The 16,203-nt window shown below is 67.2% G+C and carries 17 protein-coding genes; 4 read left to right on the forward strand and 13 right to left on the reverse strand.

The window, feature by feature from the left end:
• Positions 1-20: 20 nt before the first annotated feature.
• Entirely contained in the window at positions 21-2,150 is a 2,130-nt protein-coding gene (locus DBO33_RS09555) for a putative bifunctional diguanylate cyclase/phosphodiesterase (RefSeq protein ID WP_107654709.1), read from the reverse strand.
• Between the two features lie 119 nt (positions 2,151-2,269).
• Between DBO33_RS09555 and DBO33_RS09560 the strand changes: the two genes are divergently transcribed.
• The gene (locus tag DBO33_RS09560) at positions 2,270-3,076 is read left to right on the forward strand and encodes an SAM-dependent methyltransferase (protein WP_107654710.1); all 807 of its coding nucleotides are present in this window, start codon (positions 2,270-2,272) and stop codon (positions 3,074-3,076) included.
• Between the two features lie 5 nt (positions 3,077-3,081).
• Here DBO33_RS09560 and DBO33_RS09565 read toward each other — a convergent pair whose 3' ends face one another.
• Entirely contained in the window at positions 3,082-3,624 is a 543-nt protein-coding gene (locus tag DBO33_RS09565) for a hypothetical protein (protein ID WP_107654711.1), read from the reverse strand.
• Positions 3,625-3,790: 166 nt separating this feature from the next.
• Positions 3,791-4,612, reverse strand: a complete 822-nt coding sequence (locus DBO33_RS09570) for a M15 family metallopeptidase (protein WP_199856566.1) — start codon at positions 4,610-4,612, stop codon at positions 3,791-3,793.
• A gap of 194 nt (positions 4,613-4,806) precedes the next feature.
• On the opposite strand from DBO33_RS09570, the gene DBO33_RS09575 reads away from it, so the two are divergent.
• Positions 4,807-5,490 (forward strand): PAS and ANTAR domain-containing protein, encoded by a 684-nt coding sequence (locus tag DBO33_RS09575; RefSeq protein WP_107654712.1) that lies wholly within the window; start codon positions 4,807-4,809, stop codon positions 5,488-5,490.
• Between the two features lies 1 nt (position 5,491).
• Here DBO33_RS09575 and DBO33_RS09580 read toward each other — a convergent pair whose 3' ends face one another.
• The 4 genes from DBO33_RS09580 to DBO33_RS09595 all read right to left on the reverse strand — a co-directional run bounded on the left by DBO33_RS09580 (position 5,492) and on the right by DBO33_RS09595 (position 8,021).
• Positions 5,492-6,505, reverse strand: coding sequence for a YdcF family protein (locus DBO33_RS09580; RefSeq protein ID WP_107654713.1), 1,014 nt, complete (start codon positions 6,503-6,505; stop codon positions 5,492-5,494).
• Between the two features lie 121 nt (positions 6,506-6,626).
• The gene (locus DBO33_RS09585; RefSeq protein WP_107654714.1) at positions 6,627-6,950 is read right to left on the reverse strand and encodes an ANTAR domain-containing protein; all 324 of its coding nucleotides are present in this window, start codon (positions 6,948-6,950) and stop codon (positions 6,627-6,629) included.
• 80 nt (positions 6,951-7,030) lie between these two features.
• Complete coding sequence (locus tag DBO33_RS09590; protein WP_234390757.1) at positions 7,031-7,420, reverse strand: NYN domain-containing protein; 390 nt, start codon at positions 7,418-7,420, stop codon at positions 7,031-7,033.
• Positions 7,421-7,541: 121 nt separating this feature from the next.
• Positions 7,542-8,021, reverse strand: a complete 480-nt coding sequence (locus DBO33_RS09595) for a MarR family winged helix-turn-helix transcriptional regulator (RefSeq protein ID WP_107654716.1) — start codon at positions 8,019-8,021, stop codon at positions 7,542-7,544.
• Positions 8,022-8,096: 75 nt separating this feature from the next.
• Here DBO33_RS09595 and DBO33_RS09600 point away from each other — a divergent pair, with 75 nt between their 5' ends.
• Positions 8,097-8,774, forward strand: a complete 678-nt coding sequence (locus DBO33_RS09600; protein ID WP_107654717.1) for a maleylpyruvate isomerase family mycothiol-dependent enzyme — start codon at positions 8,097-8,099, stop codon at positions 8,772-8,774.
• On the opposite strand, the gene DBO33_RS09605 is transcribed toward DBO33_RS09600, so the two are convergent.
• Both DBO33_RS09605 and DBO33_RS09610 read right to left on the reverse strand, forming a co-directional pair.
• A complete protein-coding gene (locus DBO33_RS09605; RefSeq protein WP_107654718.1) occupies positions 8,771-9,436 on the reverse strand; it encodes a hypothetical protein in 666 nt (221 codons plus the stop codon). The genes DBO33_RS09600 and DBO33_RS09605 overlap by 4 nt on opposite strands.
• A 142-nt stretch (positions 9,437-9,578) precedes the next feature.
• Entirely contained in the window at positions 9,579-10,265 is a 687-nt protein-coding gene (locus DBO33_RS09610; RefSeq protein WP_199856567.1) for a helix-turn-helix transcriptional regulator, read from the reverse strand.
• Positions 10,266-10,435: 170 nt separating this feature from the next.
• Here DBO33_RS09610 and DBO33_RS09615 point away from each other — a divergent pair, with 170 nt between their 5' ends.
• A complete protein-coding gene (locus DBO33_RS09615; protein ID WP_107654719.1) occupies positions 10,436-11,191 on the forward strand; it encodes an alpha/beta fold hydrolase in 756 nt (251 codons plus the stop codon).
• Here the strand turns inward: DBO33_RS09615 and DBO33_RS09620 are convergent.
• From DBO33_RS09620 to DBO33_RS09635, 4 genes are all read right to left on the reverse strand, one after another.
• Positions 11,188-11,682 carry a VOC family protein gene (locus tag DBO33_RS09620; protein WP_107654720.1) on the reverse strand — a complete coding sequence of 165 codons (495 nt, stop codon included), beginning with the start codon at positions 11,680-11,682 and terminating at the stop codon, positions 11,188-11,190. The genes DBO33_RS09615 and DBO33_RS09620 overlap by 4 nt on opposite strands.
• Positions 11,669-13,696, reverse strand: a complete 2,028-nt coding sequence (locus DBO33_RS09625; RefSeq protein WP_107654721.1) for an ATP-binding protein — start codon at positions 13,694-13,696, stop codon at positions 11,669-11,671. The genes DBO33_RS09620 and DBO33_RS09625 overlap by 14 nt, the downstream gene beginning before the upstream one ends.
• A gap of 142 nt (positions 13,697-13,838) precedes the next feature.
• A complete protein-coding gene (locus DBO33_RS09630) occupies positions 13,839-14,654 on the reverse strand; it encodes an alpha/beta fold hydrolase (protein ID WP_107654722.1) in 816 nt (271 codons plus the stop codon).
• Positions 14,654-16,093: an NAD(P)/FAD-dependent oxidoreductase gene (locus DBO33_RS09635; RefSeq protein ID WP_107654723.1), complete on the reverse strand. Its 1,440-nt coding sequence runs from the start codon at positions 16,091-16,093 to the stop codon at positions 14,654-14,656. The genes DBO33_RS09630 and DBO33_RS09635 overlap by 1 nt, the downstream gene beginning before the upstream one ends.
• Between the last annotated feature and the right edge of the window lie 110 nt (positions 16,094-16,203).

Consider the following 16,203-nt stretch of genomic DNA (forward strand, 5'->3'; position numbering starts at 1 on the left):
TTATTGCGGCAGTGGGCGTTTCAGCTCAGCCGGAGATCGGACATGCTCAGCAGCGTCGTCACCTGCTCGGCGGGCATCGGATAGTGGAAGTGCCAGCCCTGGGCGGTGTCGCAGCCGAGGTCGCGGAGTTGGTCGGCCTGGTGGCGGGTTTCGACGCACTCGGCGGTGACGGTGAAGCCCAGGGCGTGCGTGAGATCGATGATCGTCTCGAGCAGCAGTAGGTCGGTGGGGCTCGCGGTGTCCGGCGTGCGGATGCGCTGGATGAAGGGTCCGGCGAGTTTGACCACGTGCAGCGGAAGTTGGCCTAGATAGGCCAGATTGGAGTAGCCGGTGCCGAAGTCGTCGATGGCGATGCGGACACCGGCGTCGGCCAACGTATGCAAGGCGCGTAAAGGCCGTCCGGTGGTTTGCATGAACGCCCGCTCGGTCAGCTCCAATTGCAGCAGGCTCGCGTCCATCCCGGTCTCGGCGATGACCTGCTGGACGTGGTCAAGCCAAGCGGGATCGGCCACTTCGGCGGCGGATACGTTGACGCTGACCGTCGGCGTCTGCGGATAACGATCGTGCCATTCGCGGCTGGCGCGACAGGCCGTCTCCAGCACCACGGAGCCGAGCGCGCCGATGTGCCCGTTGTCCTCGGCGAGGTCGACGAACCGGGCCGGGCTGAGAATGCCGAGATCCGGGTGCCGCCAGCGCACCAGCGCCTCGACCGCCACGGTCTGCCCGCTCGCCAGCGAGACGATGGGCTGATAGTCGAGGTAGAACTCGCCGTCCCGCAGCGCCGACGGCATGGCCGCCGACAGTTCGGCGCTGGTGTGTTCGCGGCGACCACGATCGGCGTCGAAGATCGCGTACCGCCCGCGGCCCGCGGCCTTGGCCCAGTACATGCTGGTGTCGGCCGCCTTCAGGAAGTCGGTGGCCGACATCCGGTCGGCGCGTTCCTCCATCACGCCGATGCTGGCGGTGACGGTCAGCTGGTGCTCGTGGACGTAGAACGGTTGCGCCAGCGCGTGCAACACCGTCCTGGCCACCCCCGCCGCTTCCTCGACGCCGGTGGAATGCGGGATGAGCACGACGAATTCGTCGCCACCCATGCGCGCGACGAGCTGATCGGCTCGGTTGACGCACGCGTTGAGCCGGGCGGCGACCTGCGCGAGCAATTCGTCACCGACCGTGTGGCCGAAGGTGTCGTTGACGGTTTTGAAGTGATCGAGATCGATATAGCAGAGCCCGACCCGAACACTGTCGGCGTAGGCCGCGGTGAGCGCGTCGAAGAAGCGGGACCGGTTCGGCAGACCGGTCAGTTGATCGTGGTGGGCCCGGTAGTGCAACCGTTCGCGCAGCGCGCGGCGCTCGGACACGTCCTCCACCAGCACCAGCGTGTACTGCGGCTGGCCGTGCTCGTCGCGGATGAGCGAGACGTTGATGTGGGTCCACACCGTGCCGCCGTCGCGATGCCGGTAGGCCTTCTCCAGTTGCACGTTGTCGTACTTGCCCGACAGCACCCCGGCGTACTTCTGCCACATGTCCGGACCGTCGTCGGGGTGGGTCAGATCGGTGACCGACAGCCGGCACATCTCCTCGGGCTGGTAACCGAGCATGCCCGCGAAGGCATTGTTGACCTCGATGATCCGTCCGGTCATGTCCGAGAGCCCGGTGCCGATCCCGGCCTGGGAGAACACCGCGCGCAGCCGCGCCTCGCTGGACCGCAGTTGCTGCTCGACCAGCCGTCGAGCGGTGATGTCGGCGGCCCGGACGCTTTCCTGCTCGGCCAGCAACCAGGCGCGGAAGGCGCGCAGATAACCGGTGGCAAAGGCGGCCAGCAACTCGGCGGCTCGATCCGCGGACACGGTGCCCGCGTCCACGAGGTAGGTGTTGAGTACGGCGAGACTGCGACCGAGCACCTCGTCACCGACGAAATGCGAGCGGGCGAGCTCACCGCCGAGTCCGGCGACTCGGTCGGTGGGTCCCGCATTCGCCGCGATGTCGACGAATTCCTTGGCCAGCGTGGTCAGCAGGGCGCGGGTTTCGGCGGAGCTCATGGGCACGACGTGATTGCGCGGCCCGCCACCGAGTGCGGCCGCCCATTTCCCGGCCAGTTCGGCGTGCGGTCCGCCAGGATCAGAACCGCTCCCGGCATCCCACGCCATAACGTCTGATCGTAGTCCGATTTGCGGAGCTCCGCCCAACTGCGGCCACTCGCGAACCCGGCTACGATGGCGATGCTTTCGTCGCTGGCAAGCGATGTTTCGAGAAGGGTTGGCGATTGATGACCAGACCGAGTTGGGCACCCGAGGGTATCGATCTGGATCGTCCCAGCGCCTCTCGCGTATACGACTACTTCGTCGGCGGCATGCACAACTTCGAGATCGACCGAATGTTGGCCCGCCAGATCGAGGAATTCACGCCCAATGTCGCGGAGACCATGCGTGCCAACCGGGATTTGCTGCGCCGGTGCGTGCGATTCCTGGTCGAGGCAGGCATCGACCAGTTCCTCGATATCGGCTCCGGCATCCCGACCGTCGGTAATGTGCACGAGGTCGCCCAGGCGGTAAACCCATCGGCCCGTGTGGTTTACGTCGACATCGACCCGGTCGCGGTCGCACACAGCCGGGCCATCCTCGACGGAAATCCCGCCGCCGCTGTCGTGCAAGCCGACATCGGTGATCCCGACGCCATTCTCGCCGACCCGGAGGTGGCGCGGCTGCTCGACTTCGACCAGCCGGTGGCCGTATTGGCGCTCGGTGTGCTGCATTTCGTGCCCGATGCGACCGATCCCGCCGGCTGTATCGCGCGGCTGCGCGACGCGATCGCACCCGGCAGTTATCTCGCGATTACCCACGCCACGGCCGACGGGCAACCCGAAGAGGTCTTGGAAGCGCAGAAGCTGTCCGGGCGCACCTCCACCGAGATCGTGCTGCGTACCAAGCCGGAGATCGCCGAATTCTTTCAGGGCTGGACCATGCTGGAGCCAGGGCTGGTGCAGCTGCCGCTGTGGCGTCCCGACAATCCGGCCGACGTCGGCGACCATCCCGAACGCTCCGGCGCGTACGGCGGGATCGCCCGCAAGGACTGAGCCGATCAGGCGATCGCGGTGCGCAGGGCGAACCAGCCGGTCGCCGGGTCGGCGAAACCGTGATAGGTCAAGCGAATTCGCTGGTCCACCTGGAAGTGCCGGTACACGGCGAGCATGGCGCGGCGGATGGCTTCCTCTTGGAAGTCCTCGGTGCGCCGGAATCCGATGGGGCGCTCGGGCAGCAGGGCGAGCCGGGTCATTTCGGCGGGATCATCGAGATCGAGCCCGACCGGTGCGGTGTCGGTGATGTGCCGGTCGTGCAGGATGGTGCGGATCTCGTGCGGGTCGGGCAGCCCGGACCGGAACGCCCGGAATTCGGTGCGCACCAGCGGGCCAGGATCGGCCTGGGTCGAGTCGGTCTGCACCAGGTCGACCAGGTCGGCATCCGGGGCCGGCGCGCCGGTGCTGGCGGCGAGCGGCGCCTGTTCGAGCAGGTGCAGAATGCTGCCGCCGGGGATCAGCGGTTCGGGCGCGAGGAACAGGGTGACGGTGGGGCAGGTGCACCCCTGGCCGAATAGGCAGATCTTCAGGTGCGATGGATCGGGCATGCCGCCTCCTCCGGGAAACGGGCCTGCTGCTGCGGCCCTGGGCGGATCGGGTCTACGAGTATGCCGATCGCGGAATTGCCGTGGCGCTCCTGCGGTCGACCGTGCCGCTGTTTCTCAGTGTAGGAGCAGGCCGCGACCTGCGGAGAAGAACGGTGAGGCCCTGTGTCTAACGCACCGGGAAGTCGAAAAATGTCTTCGGGAACGGCTCGTCCTTCAGGGTGAAATGCCACCATTCTTCGGCCAGACTGGTGAACCCGTGTTCTTCCATCAGCTCGGCCAGCAGCGCGCGGACGGCCCGCTGTGTGCCGCCGACGGCCGGATTCGCGGTGTGCGAGGCGGGGTCGAAGCAGTCGTAGCCGGTGCCGAAGTCGAGGATGTTGTCGCGGAACCGCTGCTCGGTGGGCAGGAAGCATTCGCGCAGCGGATCACCGTTCCGATACGGTTCCGGGTCGGCCGCCGGCAGGGCGACGATGGCGAGGTCCACGGTGCTGCCCCGGCTGTGCCCGGATTTCTCGGCGATGTAGCCGTCGCGGAACAGGTTCGCCTTGTCCACGGCGGGATAGAACTCTTTCTTCATCTTCACATCGCCGAGATCCTTCGCCCACGCGACGAAATGATCGACCGCGCGCTGCGGCCGATAGCAGTCGTAGGTCTTGAGCGAGAGGTTCATCGGCTGCAACTCCCGCTGCACCGCCGCCAGCGCCGCGGCCGCCTGCTTGGTCAGCAAACAGCGGGGCGCCTCGTAACCGGTCACCCGGGTGCCGAGAAAGTTGTGCTCCCCGAAATAGCGCGCATCGACCAGGATCGTCGGCTCGACGTCGGTGACGGAGACAAAGGCGGTCTCGTCGGCCATCGGCGTGGTCGCGACCGGAGCGTTGGTTTCCGCGGGCGCGTCGGGTCCGGCATCCCCGCAGGCCGCGAGGGCCATGACCAGCACACCGGCCAGCGCCGCCGATCCGAGGCGCCGCAACGACGGAACAAGGCTCATGTTTCTCCTCGCGATCAGCCTGGGGTGCAACCACATTCGCCGACGGTGACGAGCATGGCACACTCGCGATGGTCAGGTCGCGCTTCTCGCTTACGCATTCCGGACGATCTTGTCGGCCCTCGGCCGGTGTCACGAGTTCGGCGTATTTGTGGGTCGGGTTCCGAAGCACGAGCGTTTCGGCGGATACTGGAGCGGTGACGCTTGGCGACGACGTCTCACCGGAAATGGTGAGCGCGATGGAAGAGACCATCGGCATCGACGCGTGCGCCGAGCCCGGCTGGTTCCGCTTCTGGTTTGCCGACCAGCGGTGGGAATGGTCCGACGAGCTGGCGGCGATGTACGGCTACGAGCCGGGAACCGTGAAACCGACGACCGAGCTGCTGTTGTCCCATAAACACCCGGACGATCGGGAACATGTCGCGAGCTGCATCGCCGCCGCGGCGGAAACCGGTCAGCCGTTCTGTGGCAGGCACCGGATCATCGACACCAAAGACGAGGTCCGTGAGGTCGTCGTGGTCGGTGACCTGATGGTCGACGAGGACGGCACCGCGGTCGGCACGTCCGGCTACTACGTCGACGTGACCGAACGGCTCGAGGAGCAGCGGCAGGAGGTGCTCGAGGAGATCCTGCCGGAGGTGATCGAGGCGCGCGCCGTGATCGAGCAGGCCAAGGGCGCGTTGATCCTCGCCTACGGGGTGAACGCGGATCAGGCGTTCCGGGTGCTGCGCTGGCGCTCCCAGGAGACCAATACCAAGCTGCGTGATCTCGCCGCGCAGTTCGTCAACGAACTCCGGATGCTCAGCAAAGACAGCGCGGGGTTTCGCAACCGCTTCGATCACCTACTGCTGACCGTGCACGAGCGCGTCGACGCTTCCTGATTCAGTGGCCGGTCGGCATTCCGCCGGTAGCGAGGGCCAGCAGCAGCGGCAAGGCCACGAGCGTCAGACAGGTGATCGCGTTGGTCCACTTGTAGGCCACCACGATCGCGATGAACTCGCGCAGGATCGCGCTCGGCAGATAATAGAAGGCCGTGCGCGCGCCGGTCACCTCGGCGTCCAGCTTCAGCCTGCGGGCCAGGATCGCCGTGCGCAGCACATGAAAGTTGCTGGTGACCAACACCATTCGGGTCGACGTGCCGCGCTCACCGAGCAGCCGCTTGATGAAGAGCAGGTTCTCCCGCGTGGTGGTCGACCTGGCCTCGGTGGCCACGCTCTCGTCGGGTATGCCGCGGGCCCGCAGATAGTCCGCCATCGCGGCGGCCTCCGACACCGCCTCGTCGCAACCCTTTCCGCCACTGGCGATGATCACCGGGCGGCGGCCTTCCGCGAGTTCGTCCCAGTAGATCTGGATCGCCCGGTCCAGCCGGCTGGCGAGCAACGGCGAGACGCGCGCGCCGACCAGGCCCGAACCGTGCACGACGATCGCGTCCATCCCCGGTTTGTACGGCAGCCATCCGTAGAGCAGCGAATACACCACGAAGCCGGTGAAGACGAACCCGAAGTAGCTCACCGCCAGCACCAGCGACGCCAGCAGGACCGAGCGCAGGCTGCCGGTCGCGATGGCGACGCCGAGCAGCACATAGGGCACCAGCAGCACGATCCCCGGCCCGATCGAGAGCAGGTTCGCGATCCGTAATCCCTCGCGGCGCACCATCTGCATGCCGTTGGCGAGTAGCAGCCCGGCCAGTACCAGCACCACGAGCGGTGACAACACCACGAGCAGCCCGACCAGCGCGAGCGTCAGATCGATGTCGTTACCCGAGCCGAGTGCCCACGCGCCGAGCACCGCCACCCCTAGCAGCAGATAGATTCCGTTGCTCAGCCGCCGCCGGTCCAGATGGAACCGAAGTGCGAAGACACCCAACAGAACCAAGCCGACAGTGAGCAGGATCACCCGCGCACCGTAGCGGGCGCGCTGTCACCGATCGCATCGGGGGCTGGGTTGGCCCGTTGTCCGCGGACGGATTGTCCGATACGTCCCAACGGATTTCGCGCCGATCCGGTGTCGGTGCTGGTCAGAGCTCAGCGGGTGGTTTGCCCGAAGATTTGGTGCCCCCCGGGTGGGCGATGTGCAGCAAGTAGTCGACTTTGGCTCGGAGTTCCGGTGGCGCGAGGTCCAGTGAGGGCAGTTCGGCGATCAATTGCGCGGCCAGCGCACGCAGTTTGACGTTGGTCTCCTGCGAACGGCGGCGCAGCATGCTGAACGCCTGTTGCGCGTCTACCCCGTAGACCAGCATCAACGCGCCCTTCGCCTGTTCGATCACCGCACGGGCGGCCAGCAATTCAGGGGAGGCGCGCCCGAGGGACGGCTGGCCACGTTCCTCGAAAACATCGCTCATACCGGGGGACTACCCAGCCGGCCAATTGTTATGGGGCGGTTGGCCAACCTTCCCGAAAGAGATGAGGACTGGTCGGTTGGCTATCCGATGCGCTCCAGCAACCAGCCGGGTCCGACGGTGTGCGCGCCGAGCGCTGCGACGCGATCACGCAGTTCGCGATCGGCGGTTACGACGGTGATCGACCGTGTGCTGTTCTGCTCGACGGCCGCGGCGACGACGTCGACGATCGCGTCGTCGCCGGAGCTGTCTGCCAGCACCACCCGCACACCATCCACAGACGGATCCGCCGCTTTCGCTTTGCCTTCGAGCACCACGACCACCTCGACGGGTTGCTCGCGTCGCAGCGTCGAAGCGGACAGTTTCTCGAGTAATCTTCGAGCCGCTCCCGCACGATCGCGCCACCAGCCATCCGGGCGCGAGCCGATGACATTCGCCGCATCCACCACAATCAGCTGAATTCCGTCCGCCACGCGCCCAGTCTCCTCTCTGCCGGAAGGTCGGTAAGACGGCCCAGCACTGCACCCGACGAAATCGCCCGGGAACTCTTGACTCATCGCTTTTCATTTTCGGAACTGCCTGTGCTGGAACCGCTCAACGGGGACCGCTACCGAGCTGGGCAGCCGCACCTCCTGGATGGGCGTACGGGTCGGTGATCTCGCGCAGCGCGGTGAGGGCGGCGCGTAGTTCGCGCATGCGTCGGGTCCCGAGGTGCGCGGCCCATTCGGCCTCGATCCGGTCGGCGATCGAGTTCGCGAACACCGCCACCTTCTTGCCCCGTTCGGACAGCCGGACGAGACGGGCGCGACCGTCGGTCGGATCGGCCACGCGCTCCACGTACCCGGCGCGTTCGAGCTGGTCGACCAGGAATCCCGCGGTCTGCTTGGTGATCTGCGCCTGCTCGGCCAGCTCGGTCAGGCGGATACCGTCGCGGCTGATGCGCTGTGCGACCCGGCCCTGCGCCACGGTGATGTCGGTGAACCCGGCCGCATGCAGCTCGGCGAAGATCCGGTCCTCCATCGACCGGTGCGCGATGAACATCAGCAGGCCCGCGTTCAGCTCGGCGTCGGCCATTCCACTCCTTGACAATAGTACGACCCGCTGACTAATTTAGTCAGTGATGCTGACTAATGCTACCGGAGGTGCCCGATGTCGGCGAATACATCACCGCTGCTCGATCGCGAGGCCAGCTGGCGGGTCATCGAACAGCAGCGCCTCGCCATCGCCGACGTGCTCGCCGAGCTGACACCCGCGGAATGGGAGCTGCCGTCGCTGTGCGCCCGCTGGCGGATCCGCGACGTCGCCGCGCATATCGCGCTGACGCCGCAGCCGCCGTCGCTCGGCGCCCTGTTCGTCGCCGGTCTGCGCGCGAACGGGAACTACAACCGGCTCATCGACGATCTCACCGTGCGCGCCGCCGCCCGCCCGCCCGCCGAGCTGGTCGCGATGCTGCGCACGCACGCGTCGTCCCGAAAACTGCCGGGCCCCACCAACTATCGCAACATCCTCTTCGACACCATGGTGCACGGCCAGGACATCGCCATCCCGCTGGGCCGCACCATCGAGCTACCGGTCGACGCGGCCGCGACCGGCGCCACGACGGCGGCGGACATCAGCTGGCCGGTATGGAAGAAACACCGCCTCGACGGATTCGCGTTGCGCGCCACCGACATCGACTGGTCCTACGGCGAGGGCATCGACGTGCGCGGTCCGATCGCGGCGCTGCTGCTGGTGGTCACCGGCCGTCCCGCCGGGTTGGCACGATTGACCGGCGACGGCGTTCCCGCACTGGCTGATCGGCTGCGCGGCGCACCGGTGGCCGGCTAGGCGCCCTTGGTGGACGCGGACACCGCCCGGCCGGGTTCGGCGTCGTCCAGGGCTTCGTGCAGGTTCTTGATGACGCCGCGGGCCAGCGCGTTGTTACCGACACCGCCGACCACGGCGCCGATGCCCGCGGGGATGACCTTGCCGAACGCGAGCGCGCCGCGCTTGACGATGAATTGGACCAGGAACCGCTTGATCGGCGAGTCGTCCATCCGCCGGATGATCGGAAGCTTGTTGGCCAGCTTGGTATCCCACTGTTTGGCCGAGCGGCCCGCCGCGCCGAGGCCCTCGGTTCCCGCCTGGCCGAGCACGACCGCCGAGACCAGCGGCGGACGCGGGGCCGCGGCCTTGCTGCCCGAAACTTCGGTCGCGCCAACGGCATACACCGTCGAGGCCTCCAGGAAGAACACGGTGTCCGCACCGGCGGCGGCCAACCCCACCAGGGTGCCGACGCCCGGCACCGCCGCGCTGAGGCCGACGACCACGCCGCTGGCGGTCACCGCGATCAAGTAGTGCCGTCCGAGTCGGTCGACGATTTGCTCGGGGGACTCGCTCGGATGCCTGCCTCGGACGAAGCCGGTGTACTTGCGCACCAGCGGTGCCTGCGCCCGCGCCGACTTGTCGATCAACGAGACGACACCCTGATCAAGGAACTTCCGCAGCATTGCTCACAGCCCTTCCAGCCGGCTACTTCCATCGCGACATCTGTCGACCACCCTGTGGACCCGCCCGAGCCTACGGTCGTCACGCTTCGATACAGGTAATCCCCGTCACTTCAGTTCTAAACATGACGGTGCTCCAGGCGGCTCAAATCACACCGTGGCGTACCGCGTGGGCGACCAGCTGGGCCCGGCTGCGCAGGTTCATCCGCCTGGTGACGCCGTAGATGACCGTTTTCACGGTGCGTTCCGAGTAGTTGATCCGCCTGGCGATCTCTGCGGCAGTGAAACCGTCGGCGAGCAGTCGGATCACCTCGATTTCGCGCGCGGTCAGGCTCGCGGCCGTCAGTGCGTTGGGGGTGAGCACCTCCCGATGCAGTCGCTCCAATTGGCGCAGCAGTTCGCCGAGTAGATCCGGTGCGATGAGCCCGGCGCCGGCCGCCGCGGCTGCGACGGCTGCGATCACTCGGTCCGGGGTGGCGGCCGCGCGGGGGAGTATCGCTACGACGCGGCACTCGGCGACCATCAGCAGGTAGGCCGGGTCGACGTCGGAGACCACCAGGACCACCGGGCAGTCCGCCTGTTCCGCCGAATCACGCAGCAACGCAAGCGTTTCCGCGGTGACTCGGTCTGCGGCGACCACCCGTACCGCCGCGCGTGCCGTCTCGTCACCGGAAACGACCTGCACCTCCGCCCGTCCGCGCAGTGACGCCAGCACGCCCATGCGGGTGATCGGATCCGCGGCGTGCACAGCGACGCGGACCCGCCCGGACACCGCCGGATCCCGGCCGGCGCTGAGTTGCGCGGTCATGTCGACGTGCTCACTGTGTCCCATTCGAAAACCATGCGGCCGACCGATACTCAGCCGACAGGTCATCCGGTGCTCAATACCTGCCACCTCGGAAATTGAGCAGGTTCTGGTCTGGCACCTGAGCTGGCTCGGCGCCGAAGGTAGGCAGCGGCCCGTCCATCAGGGCAGGTGTTGTCGACCAGAGAGGATCGCTGATGACTGTCGTCTTCGTTCATGGTGTGCCGGAGACCGCCGACGTCTGGGATGGCGTGCGGGCCCACCTCGGCGCCGAAAGTGTCGCCCTGGCACTGCCGGGATTCGGCCGGGGCAAGCCGGATTCATTCGTCGCCACCAAGGACGGGTACGCGGCGTGGCTGGAGGCCGAGCTACGGCGCATTCCCGGTCCGATCGATCTGGTCGGCCACGATGTCGGTGCGCTGCTCGTTTATCGGATCGCCACCAATTCCGATGTCACGCTGCGTAGCTGGGTGGCTGACGGGGCGAGTGCCCTGCATCCGGACTACGGGTGGCATGAGCTCGCCAAGACCTGGCAGACCGTCGGTGCCGGTGAGGAATTCGTCCGGCAGGCCGTAGTCGCCGGCCTCGATGCTCCGGAAGGTGTTGCTACAGCGCTGCGTTCGCTCGGTGTGCCCGATGCACAGGCGCTGCGGATGCATCAGCAGTTCGACGCGCGTATGGGCCGGGCGGTGCTGGACTTCTATCGTTCCGCGGTCAACCCGTACCGCGATTGGGGGCACCAGCTGAAGCGAACGTGCGCACCGGGACTCGTCATCAACCCGGTGCACGACCGGTTCGACGACTACCTGCTCGCCGCCGAAGTGGCTCGCCAGCTCGGTGCGACGTTCTACATCATGCCGGACGCCGGACACTGGTGGATGCTCGAGCAACCTGCGGCGGCCGCAACGGCGTTGCAGGACTTCTGGGAGTCGTTGTTTCCCGGGAATCCCTAGGGGGACTTGCCCGTCCGTACCCATTCCTCGATGGCCGGCCTGGTCTGCGCGGACAGATAGCCGATCCGGCCGCCGGTGCGGTCGGGCCGGGTGAAAATGGCGGTCGGGGCCGTATCGGGGGCGGGCCGCCAGACCACGTCGGGCGGCGCGCCCCGGCTCGCCAATCCGGCGAGGCGGCGCTCCGTATCCTGTTCCCAGCAGCCGTAATACAGAACCCTCTTGGTGGCGGGTTCGGCGAAGATGCCGTCGCCGGTGGCCTGGATCAGCTCGTAGTAGGGCGGTTCGGTGCGCGACATGGCGGTGGTCAATTCGAACGACCGCGTCGCTCGATCGCCGACTTCCATCAGTGGAATGCGTTGGGTGACAGGGTCGGTGAACCGGATACCGAGTCCGTCGGCGAAACGCGCGATGGCGGCATCGAGGTCGGGTACGACGATGCCGACGCGGAAGAAGACGAGCGGTATCGGCAGGCCGACGTCAGACAAGGTCACCGGTCAATTCGTGTCGCCACAGGAGCTCGCTCATCCGCTCCACCGCGGTGGTGAGGTGGCGGCGATAGGTGCTGAAGGGCAGCCCGAGCAGCTCGGCCGCCACCTCCTGGGTGGGCGCCCCGCGGAAGTGCGCGATCGTCACCGCGCGGTGCAGCTTCTCGCCGCCGCGCTGCCCGAGCAGCCCCTGCGCCGCGTCGGCGAGGATCTCGCTCAAGGTCTTGCCGCTCTCGACGACGAGCCGACTGCGGTTGAGCGGATTGTCAGCGAGCGCCGCCGGTTGCCGCAGCGTGCGCAGGGCCTCGCGGATCGCCGCGTCGAACTCCGGGCGGGACAGCACGACCAGCTGACCTGGGGTGGGCGCGGCCCCAGCCATCGCCGCACCCGACAGCATGGACTCCGACTTCTGCTGTAGCCACGGGCCCGGGGGCTGTGCGCGCCAATCGTGAGCGAACAGGGCGTACCTGTGGTCGCCGACGGTGGGCGGCGCGGCGGTGGGCAGCATGTTGATGTCGCCGAGGTGGTCGTTCCAGTACCCGTCGTCGCGCATCACGACGAACGACCAGGCAAGCCGCTCACCGCGGATCATTTCCCCGGTCGCACGCCACTGCGCGAAAGTGGTTGCCGCGGCGGGCCGCTGATACGCCACACCATCAATGGTGAAGCGCGCCAACGCCATATATTCACCTGGTCGAAGCGGCCCGTTGGCCCGCGCGTGGTTCCACGCCTCGGCAACGACCGGATCTATCTCCAGCCCTTCGGGTTCCGCGAGTTCGAGCCAGGCCGAGAAGCCGGCGAGTTCCCCCGTGTGGGTGGAGTAGTAGACCCGGAACGCCTGGGGTTGATGGTCGAGCCAGAAGGCCGCTATCGCTACGGACTCCGGCCCTTCGTGCTGCTCGACCAGAGCCAGCACCCGTTCCCGCTCGCTCGGCGGATACGGATGGTCTTGCACGAGTCCGGTCTCGCGCCAGATATTGAACTCCGACATCTGCCGATCGGTGCGGTAGATGAAGATGAGCGCGCCGGTGGACTGGACCAACTGGGCGTGCGGCGCCGAACGCAGCTGTGCCAGATGCAGTTCCCGCATCCGGTGATGCATCTCGGCGAAACCCTCGGGGTCGCGCCATTTGAGGTCCGCTTCGAGCGCCTCCCGCACCACGTCGTGCGGGAACAGCCCCGTGGCCGTCGACTCGATGAACGGCTGCACCCGCAACCAGGCGAACAACTCGGCGGCCGCATCGCCGAATACTGCCCGCAGCAACGATTCCGAGGTGACGTAGGCGTGCGCGCACATTTCCAGTGCCTTGCGGTGCTCGGTGCTGGGTGTGTCGCCGACCAATTGGTACAGCAGCGTGGCGATGGTGTCCTGGCTCGGTTTCCAATCCGCCGCCACCGCACGGTCTTTCACGGCCACCGCCGCGGCCAGCGCGAGCGCGAGCGGGTTGCCGCCGGTGAAGCCGAGCAGGGCTTGCTGCGCACTCGCGGGCACCTGGCGCACGTGCAGGAACTCGGCGGCTTCGCTGGGTGTGAGGTTTCGCAAAGCGGTGACCTGCAGCAGATCGGCCCACCCCGGATCGGCGGCCCACAGCGGGTCCGGAGCGGCCCGTCCGGCGATCACCACGATCGCACCGACCGGCAACTGCGGGAGGAACCGTTCCCACAGCCAGCCTTCGAGGCCCTGGCACATTTCGAAAGTATCGACGAGCAGCACTGTCCCTGCCTGCTGGACCGCGATCCCCGCTGCCGCCGTGAAGCCGTCCGGTGTGCGTGTGACGGTGCGACCGTCTACTTCGACGACCGAGCGGCCGGCCCGGCGCGCCTCGCTCGCGAATCTTCGGAGCAGGGCGGACTTTCCGATGCCGCCGGGCCCGTGCAGGTAGTGGACCGGGCGGGCGGTCGCGGTGCCGGCCAGCGCCGCCCTGAACAGCTCGAGTTCGGGATCGCGCCCGACGAAGGCCCGATCGCGGCCCGCGGCCAAGCTCTGGGCCAGTAGTGCTCGGCCCTCGGTCGCACTCATAACTCTCCTTCTGGCGCGGCGGCCGTCGTGGTGACAACGCTATCGACAGTGTCCCGGACATGCATCGTGGACGATGTAATTGGGATACCTCCGGAACCTGCTTGGTTCCGGCGGTCCCACCCGAGGGTGGGACCGGCCGCGCTCATTGCCCGGAAAGGAAGTCCAGCAGCAGCTCGTTGACCCGCTCCGGCGCCTCGAGTTGCATCCAGTGACCGATGCCGTCGAGGCGTTCATAGCGCCACGACCCGCCGGCGTATTTCTCGGTGCCCGTCATCGCCTGCTCGGTCAGGTACCGATCTTCGCTGCTCCACACCCCGAGCATCGGCGCGAGCACCGGCGGCAGCGCGGGCGGCTCCACCAGCAACTGTGGCCCGGCACCGGTGCGGTACAACCCGAGGCTGGTGCTGAGTGCGCGCGGATCACGCAGCCGCTCGATGACCTCGTAGAGGTCGGGATGGGTGGCCAGCCATTGCCGGGTATTGGCGAAATCGTCCTGCGCCAACCACCTTTCGGCGATCCCGGAGAACTGGAACAGCAGGAAGTACCAGGACTTCTCGCGTTGGGCCAACCCCGCGTCCACAACGGCTGCCGGGCTGCCGACCGACAAACAGGTGAGGCTGGCCACCCGGGCCGGGTAACTCGCGGCCAGCAGGTAAGCCAGCGAGGCACCCCAATCGTGGCCGACGACATGCGCCCGTTCGACGCCGAGCTCATCGAGCACTCCGACGAGATCGGCGAGGTACTCCGCGAGCTCGTACTGCGCCAGCTCCACCGGTTTGTCCGACGCGCCGAAGCCGCGCAGATCGGGCGCGATGGTGCGGTACCCGGCGGCGTTCAGTGCGGGAACCTGATAGCGCCAGCTGGCGTGCGTGTCCGGAAAACCATGCACCAGAAGGACATCCGGTCCGGAGCCACTCACCTGCACCTGGAGTTCGATGCCATTGGTCTCGATCCGCATTACTCGGCTCCGATCGCGGCCAGCAGCGCCGTGCGGGAGGGGCCGGTCGACGGATAAGGCGCTGCGCCCGCACCCAGTTCGACGATGCGATCGACGAGACCCGGTGTGGCCAAAGCCTGTTCCGGTGAGCTCAGCATCGAGCCGACCTCACCGAACGCCCGCAATACTCCCGGATCGAGCAGTTTGGCCACCTCGATCGCCTGCCGAAAGTTCCAGTCCTGGTCGTCGGTTTCGTAACGCACGCCGTTAATTTCACCGTCGATCTGGGCGATCCGGTGCCGATCCCATGCGGCCGAAGCCTGCTGCACCGGTGTGAGGGTGGCCTCGGTGATCTCGTCGAACCGCAACGCCAGCTTCTCCAGATCCTCGAACCCGACCTCCCGCACCACATCACGCAGCAACGCCGCATGCGTCATCCCCATCGTGATACCCACGCCGAACGTCGGATTGGTTGTCGCCCAAGCATCTCCGATGCTGAGCAACCCGGTCGCCACCGGCCGTCCGTCGACCACGAACCGGCGATACCGTGATTCCATGCCCGCCATAGCGAGCACCCCGGTGATCGGTTCGCCAAAGGTGGCCCAGTGCGCCATATCCGGATACAGCGCCACCGCCCGCTGCCAGGCCGCCGGATCACTGAGCCCCCGCATCGCACGGTCGCGACCGGAAACGAACAACGCCAGCGACCACGTTCCGGCATCACCCGGCACGGAGGTGATCCCCAGACTGTTGTGATGCTCGAGCGGCCACGGCGCCTGCGCAGGCATGGAGCCGTCGGGGGAGCGGAAGTACCTGCTGTAAGCCAGGAACCCGACCTCGTCCTTCTGCTGCACCGGTGCAGGCAACCCGAGATCGGTGAGCATCGCGGCGACCGGTGAGTTACGGCCGAGCGCGTCGACGACCAGGTCGGCGTCGATCACCTCACCGTCACCCGTGCGCACGCCGATCACGCGCGTCCCCTGCCCGCCCTCGGTCAGCAAACCCACCACGGAAGTGCCACGGCGAACCGTGATCCCGGCAGTCTCCGCCGCAGCCTTGCCCAGCCCGGCCTCGATAACCGGCCGCCGAGCCGACAGCGTCTCGAACCGCTCGTCACCGGGCCCGCGGCCCCCGATGCTCGGCAGATCGAAGGCACCGCCGAGCATGTTGTGCGATACGGCACCGAGCGTCTTCAACTCGACCACCGCCTGCGGCAACTCGCGCACAAGCAGCTGATACGCGCCGGGCAGCATGATGTGCGGATGCCGAAACTGATTAACCCCCGGCCGCCGCCACCGATCCCATACACCTTCCGCCCCACCCCCCGGCTCGCCCGCGTCACGATCGAGCACCGTGACCCGCACCCCCTCCGCCGCCAACAGCATCGCCGCCGTCAACCCGGTCGGCCCGCCACCGAGCACCACAACAGTCCTCGCCTGATCTGAATTGCTTGTTCGCATGATGGATCCTTGAAAGTTGTTTCGGACTCCCGGCACGGCACTCGTCCGGCCGATGTCCACATTCGGTCCGTATGCAGCTCACTTGCCAGACCAGAACCTGCTCACTTGTC

This window comes from Nocardia suismassiliense (assembly GCF_900269665.1).
Classification (GTDB): Bacteria; Actinomycetota; Actinomycetes; order Mycobacteriales; family Mycobacteriaceae; genus Nocardia; species Nocardia suismassiliense.